This is a genomic window from Actinomycetes bacterium (assembly GCA_036000965.1).
Lineage (GTDB): Bacteria > Actinomycetota > CALGFH01 > CALGFH01 > CALGFH01 > DASYUT01.
This window is the reverse complement of sequence record DASYUT010000333.1, coordinates 1-8,719: the sequence shown is the minus strand read 5'-3', so window position 1 is coordinate 8,719 and position 8,719 is coordinate 1. Positions and strand designations below refer to the sequence as shown.

The window sequence follows — 8,719 nt, the reverse complement described above, 5'->3', positions numbered from 1 at the left end:
TGTAGGTTCTCATGCTTCTTAGCATTGTGAACGCGGCTGACCAGGGTCTTGTCGGTGGTTCTCATCGATCTGGCCTTGAGGGCTTCTCACCGGTCTGGCATTTCCTGGACGAGGGCACGCACGGCGGGTTGGTCGAGGGCGTTGAGGAGCGCGGCGCCGCGTCTGGTTGGCCGCAAGGGCTGAGCCCTGACGGCGCGGTGGTAGAGCTGCGCGCCGATGTCGCGTTCCAACCGCTGCAACTGCCGGACGAGCGTGGCCTGGTGGACGCCGAGGTGGTCCGCGGCCTCCTCGATGGTGGGGAAGCCCATGGCCTGCTGGAAGCGGCGCAGCCGCTGCCAGCCCCACAGGCCGCCCTCGACAGCGCGGCGGATATCGCGGGGGATATTGGGGTCCAGGGTGCGCAGCATCTCGGGGTGGCTGGTGACACCGGCTGGCCGGATGGGGATGCGGTAGCGGTGCGCGGCGCGGTTGACGGTCATCTCGGAGACGCCGAGTTCGGCGGCGATACCGGGGAAGGAGCGCTTGCGGTCCAGGTATTGCGCTCGCAGCCAGTCTGGGTCGATGGGGGTGGCCTCATGGCCGGTGAACAGGGGGATGCCGGCTTGGTGGGCGTGGTGGGCGACGAGCTTTTTGGGCAGGCCGGTCTCGGCGGCGATCTGTGCCAGGCGTTTTCGGCCGGCGAGGTATTCGCGTTCGAAGAAGTCGCGGGTGAGCAGCCGCTGGGCGTGCTGTCGGCGCTGCCAGGCCATCGGTGGGGTGTTGGCCGCCCAGCGGCGTGGTGTCTGGGGGAGGCGCTCCACCGCCAGCCGGATGTGGTCGATGGTGGTGCCGAGCTTGCGGGCGGCGGCTCCGGGCGGGAGCAGGTCGACGGCCACGAGGTGGTGGACGGCGTCCAGGTCGATGTCGTCGGGGTCGCGTCCGGGCAGCTCGAGGTCCTGGCAGCAGTCGGCGGGTGGCTCCCAGGTCACAGGCTCGTCGATGCCCAGACGTTGCAGGTGACCTCCGGCATGGTCGGCGAGCGCTTGGCGGACCGGCATCGGCAGCCACGTGGTGAAGGCCAGGTAGTCGGTGCGGTCGGCGGCGCTGCGGAACGCCAGGGCGTGGCTGGGATCGTTGAGATCGGCCCCTGACAGCAGCTGGAACAGGTAGCGCTGCGCGTCCAGGTGCCGGCGGGGCCGCCCGGGATGGGCGCCGGCCCGGTAGCACAGCTGCTGCCAGTCGGGTTCGCTGATGGTGGCCGGGCCGATGGCGGCGCGGCGGCGGTGATAGTCGATCGGGCTGCCGTGACGGTCGAGGTAGTCGGCGAGCTGGCAGACCGCGGCCAAGATCTGCTGGTGGCCGTCGGCCTGCAGGTCCCTGAGGGTGGTGGCGACGCGTCGGCGCAGGTAGGGATGCAGGTGGGCGGTGACCTGGTTGAGGTTGCGCATGGGGTGTCCGGGCAGCAGCAGGCACGCGGCGATCACGGCACGAAATCGGTCGGCGCGAAGGCGGCCGGCGGGCAGCAGCCGGATGGTCCAGCTAGGCCACAGCTGCTGGGGGATGTGCCGGGCCCGCGCCACCGCTGGCGGATCGCTGCCGGTGGCCGGGGCGCGGGCCGTGGAGGTTATCGAGCGGTAGCGGATGCGGTCGACGGTGCCCAGGTCCGGGTCAAGCGCGCGCAGGAACCGGCCCTTGACCGAGTCCGACAGCTGCCGCCACTGCTCCAGGGCCATGCCAGGCGGACAGACGTGCCGGCGGTTGCGGCCGCGCCGAAGCAACGCGCCGAGCAGGTCGATGACCTCCTGATCGTCGCCGGTGAGCAGCGACGTGGCCCTGGTGGCGGCCGCGCCCATGAGGGCGGCCGCAGCCGGCGGCGCGGCGCCCGACCAGATGCGGCTGGCGGCTCGGGCGTGGTGGGTCTGCCAGGCCCGTTGGACGTGCGCACCGAAGTGCTGGAAGTCTTCCTCGGCGGCATGACGCAGCAGCCAGCAGCCAACCACGCGCAGGTCGCCGAACACCACCGCGGGCGTGGCCGCAAGCTCGGCGGTGGTGCCGGCTTCGACGGCGCTGAGCAGGGTGTTGATCCAGCGTTGGGTGGTCAGCAGCGCATCGTCTGCCGCAAGTGGCAGCGGGTCGATGGTGCGCAGGTCGGTCCCGCAGGGCCGGTCGATGGTGCCAGGGCAGGTTCCTGCTGGGCGCAGACTGCTGTGGGAGGTGGAGATCCGCCGAGGGACCTGGCCGCAGGCTGGGCAGGTGTCGTGCAGCAGCGCGTGGTGGTCGGTGCAGGCAAACATCCACGACAGCCGCCAGCGCAGCAGCCACCGTCCGTCTCGCTCCGACAGGCACTTGGGGCAATAGCGGGAGCCTCTGGTCCGTGCCCACCACGCCGAGCGGGCCACTGTCCGATTGTCGTGGTTGCATCGCACCACGTGGCCGTCGTAGCGGCGCAGGGTCATGGCGTGCAGCCGTGCCATCTCGACGCCGGCGGCGTGGGCGAGGCGACGTGCCTCGGCCGGGTGCAGCAAGACGGTGTAGTCCGGCAGGCCGTGCAGCTCGTGGGGGTGGGTGCGCAGCCCGAGCGCAGTCAGCAGCACCCCAGTGGTCACGCCCAGCCGCCGGCAGGAGGCCTCCAGCCAGCTGTCCAGGCTCTCCCCGGTGGCGACGGCAATCCGGATCGGGAGTGTCCGCGGGGACGCCGGACCGATCGTGCGCTGGCCCACGGTCGCCTATGACGCCGCGCTCGTGGTCTTGGCGGGTGCTCGCCGGGTGGTCGGTGCCGCCTTGAGATGGCCGTGGGCGAACGCGGCGGCCAGCTGCTGGCGGGCCTGCTCGGAGGCCTCGTCGATGCGCACGCCGTCCAGTAGCTCAGCGGTCAGCCGCTCCTGGCCGGTGCGGATCGCCCGCAGGCAGCCGCGGATGATCAAGGTGACGAACGAGCCGATGTGGCCGCTCGTGCGCTCGAACAGGTAGTCGGCCAGCTCCACCAGCATGCCGGGACGCTGGCTGGCGAGCGCCAGTTGACGTTCGGTCGCCTTCAACAGGCCACGCCAGTGCTGGCGCCCCTGGTCGGAGACGATCTCGAAGGCTGGCACCTCCAGGCGGGTCCAGCGCCGCGCGGTCTGGGCCAGCACGATGTTGTGGCCGGCCAACCCCTCGGCGAAGAAGCTGCGTTCCGCCAGCCCGACCCCGACGTAGAGAAATGTCACCGGCAGCTCGTTGGCCAGCCATTTCAGATGGTTGCTGACGTCCAGGCCGTCCTTTCGCCGCGGGTTGATGAAGTGGACGTCGTCGATGACCCCCAGCCGGGTCTGGCAGCTGAGCACGCAGTCCACCGCGTGGCTGGCAAGCTGGGCCGCGTTGGCCCGGTCGATGCCCGGATGGCCGTAGAACTGGCAGATCATCCGGTTGAGCGTGCGCAGCGTGGTGTTGGAGGTCAGCCCCACCCGAAACACCGGGATGCGCTCGTGGCCCTGCTCGGTCAGCGGCCCCCGGCGCGTGATCTCGGCGCGGTCCAGCTGGCGGGCGAAGGTGTTGGCGATGGTGGTCTTGCCCAATCCCGGCAGCGCGTCGATCACCGCCGCGCCGCGAACACGGTCGGGGTCTTGGCGGTTGCTGGCCACGATCTGGTCCAGCTCGTCATGGACCGCGGCCAGCTGCGGGGTGCGCAGGATGCCGAAGTTGGCATGCCAGTCGTGGCGGGTCTCGTCGTATTCTTCGCGCGCCTGCTCGCTGAGCGCGGCCAGCTGCCTTATGGTCAGCCGCTCTGGCCGGGTTCTGGCGGCGGTGTCGACGTAGCGGCGCCAGCCCTCCTTGCGGGACAGACTGTAGAGGCCACTCACTCGATGACCTCGAAGGCGTCGGCGTAGAAGTCGCCTGCGTCGGGGTCGTCGAACAGCTCCTCGTCGTCGTCATCGTCACCGACCAGCGGCTCCACCGGTTGCAGCCGCGGGCCCGACGGCGGTGGGTCGGCCGGGCGGGCAAGGCTGGGCAGTGCCGCGACCTTCGTGGCCGGTGCATCCGGCAGCGGCAGGGTGGCGCATTCGGCGCCAAGCCGCAGCGCCATGCGCCGCTCGCGGCGGTCGCTGACCATGCCGGCATCCCAGCGGCCGAGCAGGCCGGCCAGCGCTGCCGCCGCATCGGGCCAGCGCTCCTGGCGGGCTGCCAGCCGACGGGCATAGCGCGCCGCCTCGGCGCTGAACGGGGCGCCCAACCCGGGCGCATGCTCCCACTCCAGGCGATGCCAGCGGTTGTCGGCCGGGTCCTGGAACCACACATAGCGAACGTCGTCGGGGTTGATGCGGATCGGCCACTTGCCCTGGTGAACGCCGCCGTAGGGGCTCTCGGCGTTGCGGTAGGCATCCAGCGCTGGGCCGTTGTAGCGCAGCCCGTCGACCTCGACGCCGTAGTGCTGGATGGTGCGCCACTGGGTGGCCAGGAAGTCGTAGACCAGCTCCGGCGAGGAGGGGATGCGCAGCAGCCCGGCCTTGGCCACCCCGACCTCGAACATCTCGTTGGGCGACACCTCCAGGCCCGGCCACTCCGGCACCGCCAGCCCCTCGTGTTTGGCACGGTGGTAGACCAGCGCGACCCACTCGCGGATGACGTCCTCCAGCTCGTGCAGGTAGAAGAACGCCGCGTCCTCCACCCACTCCGGCGCGCCGCGGCTGTAGATGTCGGGGCCCTTGTAGCCGGGCAGGTGCTGGATCAGCCCCTCCCGCAGGGTCCGGAAAAACCGCTCCACGGTCGGCTTGTCCGTCGGCTTTTTCGGGATCGCGGGCTGCACCGAGATCCCCAGACGGGCGCACACGCCGATCACGTGCGCGGACACAAACACCTTGCCGTGATCCACCACCAGGGTCTCCGGTGGGCAGACCGGCACCCCCACCAGCCGCCCGGCCGCCGCGCCGTCGTGCTCGCCCAGCGTCTCGGTGAGCACCAGCTGCTGCGGCACGCCGTGGTAGGGCCAGCACGCCTCCGCCGGCCACTCCTCCGGCGCCGCCATCGGCGAGACCGTCTGGTAGAGCACCCCGGCGACATCCACGGCCTTGGTCGACACCGGCGTCACCCGCAGCCCCAGGATGCAGCGTGTAAACAGGTCCTGGGCGACCGTCAGCTGCGCCTGCAGCCACCGGCAGGTGACCGGCTCCATTGCGAACACGTCCAGCGACTGGGTGTCCAAGATGACGTTCTCGCCCGGCCGCGCCGCGCGCAGCCGCCCGTAGACCCCCTTGGGCCGCTCGGCGATCGACCGGCGCGCCTTGGCCGGGCCGCTGACCGCGCCGGTGCCCTTGGTCAGCCGCGCCAGATGCCGGTAGGCCGTTGCCTGTGACGGCCGCGGCACCACCCCTGGGCCATAGGCCTCCTCCAGCCGGGCGTCGACCCGCGCCAGCAGCGCACCCGCTGTGGGCGTGGAGGCGCCCACGTGCTCGGCGACCACCAGCCGGCAGGCCTGCTCCCAGCGAGGGTCGACCGCCGCGCCACGCCGGGCGAGCTTGCGGGCGTCGACCAGGCCCGCCTCGCCGGCCTGCCGGTAGCCGGCCACCCACCGCTTCAGGGTCCGCAGCCCGACCCCGAGCTCGGCCGCCTTGGCCTGGTAGCGCACCTGCAGGCTCAGCGTCGGCGCATACTGCGGGCGGGGCTCACCAGGCCGAGCAAGCTCCCGACTGCCGGCGCGGTAGCCGGTCAGGACCTCACGGATGTGGGCGGCCCGCTCGGCGATCACGGCCTGCTCGGCGGCCGACAAGGCCCCAAGAGCAGGTCCCAGCGCCGCCACCGGCACCACCGCCGGTGCGTCCATTGCCAGCACTGTGGCCTGGCTGGCCAGCCAGGCGATCGTCACCGTCTTGTACTGGCCCTGCTGGGTGCGGATGGTGGCCTGGCGGCCGTCCAGCCCGACCACCTCGAACAACTCCCCGTCGCAGGCGACCCTGGCGCCCACACACAGCACGGCGGTCGCTTGGCTCACCCGATCGCCTCCCCGGCGAGCTGGACCCGGCTGTCCAGGCTCAGCGGGCGCTGCAGGTCGACCCGAAGCGCCCCTGACCACACCAGGTGCAGCATGGCCGGGCGGACCAGCAGCGCAGGGTGCCGCCCGGCAAGAGCACGCTCGACGCCCCCCAGCGTGGCCTGCTCGCCGGCCGCCTCCAGCACCGCAGGCAGCAGGCCTGCCTCGACCACCGTGCGGCGCCGGTAGCCGGCAAGAAACCGCACGTTGTCCAGCAGCGTCTTGGGCGCCCCCGCCCACGCCTGGAACGCCCAGCCGCGCAGGGCGACCGCCGCCCGGGTCCACGCAAACACCCCCTGGACCTCGGGGTCAGCCAAGCGGTCGGGTGCTTTGACGTCCACGACCGTTACCCCACCGTCGGCGTCCACCAGCAGGATGTCGGGCACGTGCCGCCGGGTCCGGCCACCGTCTTGGCCGACCAGCCGAAACGGCTGGGTGGCGATGCCGACCACCTCGGCGGCCAAGTCCGCCAGCATGATCCGCGCCAGCTCCAGGCGGCTCTCATAAGCCAGCAGCCGTCCCATCGTCGCCGCCCAATACCAGCCCGAGTAGTGCCGCTGGCCCTTGTGCCAGCGAAACTCCCGCACCGGCAACCCCGCCAGCAGCGCATCCACCAAGACGTGATCCAGGGTCGTCTGCAGCAACTCCCCACGCTCGGACCGATACTCAACCCGAACCTGGCACGCCTGCTGCTCCGCAACCGGAAGCCTCACCCTCGACATGGCCGAGCATCTTCGCCAACTTCCCCCGGCAGAGCCAGTCCGGTTCGCCAGGATCACCACCTACCAAGCGGCCCAACGTGATCCTCCGCGACCACCCCGGCCAAAACGGATTCGGCATCTGCGTCGCAAGCGATACCGTTGCCGCATGATGACCGCTGCCAACGTCCTGCGGGTGCTCGGGGCGCTGGAGAAACAAGGCGTCACCGTGTGGCTCAGCGATGGCGGCTGGGGCGTGGACGCGCTGCTCGGCCAGCAGACCCGCCCGCACAACGACCTCGACCTCATCGTCAGCCTCGACGACGTCCCCCCATTGCGGGCAGTGCTCGCCGAGCAGGGATTCCGCCTCATCGAAGGGCAGCCGCCGTTGTGCTTTGTCCTAGCCGACGACCAAGACCACATGGTGGATGTCCACCCGGTCGCCTTCGACGACCAGGGCAACGGCCACTACCTCATGGCAGGCGACCAGGTGTGGGTCTATCCCGCGGCTGGCTTCGCCGGCACCGGCGTGGTCCACGGGCAGCCGGTCCGCTGCCTGACCGCCGAGGTCCAGGTGCTCTGCCATGCCGGCTACCAGCTCCGCGAGGTCGACTTCCACGACATGCAGGCGCTGCATCGACGTTTCGGGGTGCAGCTCCTGCCCGAGCACCAGCGACCCTCCGCCAACAACCAGTAGCGGCCAGGGCTGGGCTGCTGAGGGGTCAGACGAGGCGTTCTGCGGTGTCGAGGAAGGGTTGGGCGAGGTCGGTGGCGCCGAGGCTGCGGACGTAGAGGCCCGTTGACACTCGTTCGAGGAATCCCCATTCCAGATCGCGGTCTCGTCCAGCCCGGTTTCGCTGGCAAGCAGGCGGCAGTAGCGCTCGGCAAGGGTCGGGGCGTCGCCGGCCAGCAGTTGCGGGCACCAGTCGCGCAGGACGACGCCGAGGTCGTAGGTGGGGTCGGCGAGGAACCCGTCGGGGTCGACGAACACGAATCCGGACTCGGCGCCGGCCCGGGATGCGGGGACCCGCAGCGCGTTGCCCGGGTGTGGGTCGCCGTGCACCACGACGCATCCATCGAGATTGAACGCTGCCGCCCGTTGTCGGGCGAAACGCAACGCCTGGGCAACGACTCGCTCCGGGCACGGCCGGCCGAGGGCGTCCCACAGTCGGGCGACCATCCGCCCCAGTTGCGCTGCCTTCTCCTGCTCGGCCGCGACCGTCGCCCCCTCGGGCCGCGGCACGGTCCATGCCTGGGAGAGTGTCTGGCACAGCAGGGCGATCGCCCGCTCTGGGGACAGGCCCAGATCGGCCATCGCCGGGCCCAGGGCTTCCTGCAGCATTGCGTGTCGGCGCAGGTCGTGGGCCAGCAACCCGACGTAGCCGCGCCCGCGGGCGGCGGCAATGGTGCGCACCTGGTCGGCGAAGCCCGACTCGGGGATCGCGACCTTGAGCACGGCCTGGCCGCTGTCGGCGGTGCGGGCCCACGTCACCAACGACGCGTTGCCTCCGGGCAGCATCGGGCCCAGGGTGATCGCCCATCGCCGCGCCAACTCGGCGACCAGGTCGGGCAGTTCGGCCAGCCATCGCTCGCCGCGCTCACCGAGCTGCATGGCCCGCTGCCGGGTCAGTGCCGGTACCTCGATCACCTGCTTCGCCACGTCCGCACGTCGCCCTTGACCGTGTTCGCCGAGCGCTCCGCCAGCGAGGCGTGTTGTTCGAGTTCGGCGACGATTGTTCAGGCAGTGTTCAGAAGAACCTGGACCCTACATCGATGCTCCCGGCCCACCATGCTGCACGGCCCAACGGGCAGCAAGGTGTCCCACCTCAATAGACCTGGCACACATGTCGATCGGTGAGGTGGGCTGCGCCAGTTTTGACTGAGACTGCGCGGCCGCCTCTGTCTCAGGAATCATGGCACAGATCGCCGCCGACGCCGTCGGCTATGGTGAAGGCATGTGCTGCTCCGCTGCCATGACTACCCGGACCGCCGCTTAGCGGCGGTACCGAGGTTGCCGTAACCGCGGCCTCATTGCCTG

At 70.9% G+C, this 8,719-nt stretch carries 5 protein-coding genes; all 5 read right to left on the bottom strand.

Annotated elements, in window-relative coordinates:
• Positions 1-86 precede the first annotated feature (86 nt).
• Positions 87-2,699 (bottom strand): TniQ family protein, encoded by a 2,613-nt coding sequence (locus VG276_30140; protein ID HEV8653545.1) that lies wholly within the window; start codon positions 2,697-2,699, stop codon positions 87-89.
• 6 nt (positions 2,700-2,705) lie between these two features.
• Complete coding sequence (locus VG276_30135) at positions 2,706-3,818, bottom strand: ATP-binding protein (GenBank protein HEV8653544.1); 1,113 nt, start codon at positions 3,816-3,818, stop codon at positions 2,706-2,708.
• Positions 3,815-5,944 carry a Mu transposase C-terminal domain-containing protein gene (locus VG276_30130; protein ID HEV8653543.1) on the bottom strand — a complete coding sequence of 710 codons (2,130 nt, stop codon included), beginning with the start codon at positions 5,942-5,944 and terminating at the stop codon, positions 3,815-3,817. Before VG276_30130 ends, VG276_30135 begins: the two co-directional genes overlap by 4 nt.
• Positions 5,941-6,627, bottom strand: a complete 687-nt coding sequence (locus VG276_30125; protein ID HEV8653542.1) for a TnsA-like heteromeric transposase endonuclease subunit — start codon at positions 6,625-6,627, stop codon at positions 5,941-5,943. Before VG276_30125 ends, VG276_30130 begins: the two co-directional genes overlap by 4 nt.
• 454 nt (positions 6,628-7,081) lie before the next feature.
• The gene (locus VG276_30120) at positions 7,082-8,341 is read right to left on the bottom strand and encodes an aminoglycoside phosphotransferase family protein (protein ID HEV8653541.1); all 1,260 of its coding nucleotides are present in this window, start codon (positions 8,339-8,341) and stop codon (positions 7,082-7,084) included.
• Positions 8,342-8,719 lie beyond the last annotated feature (378 nt).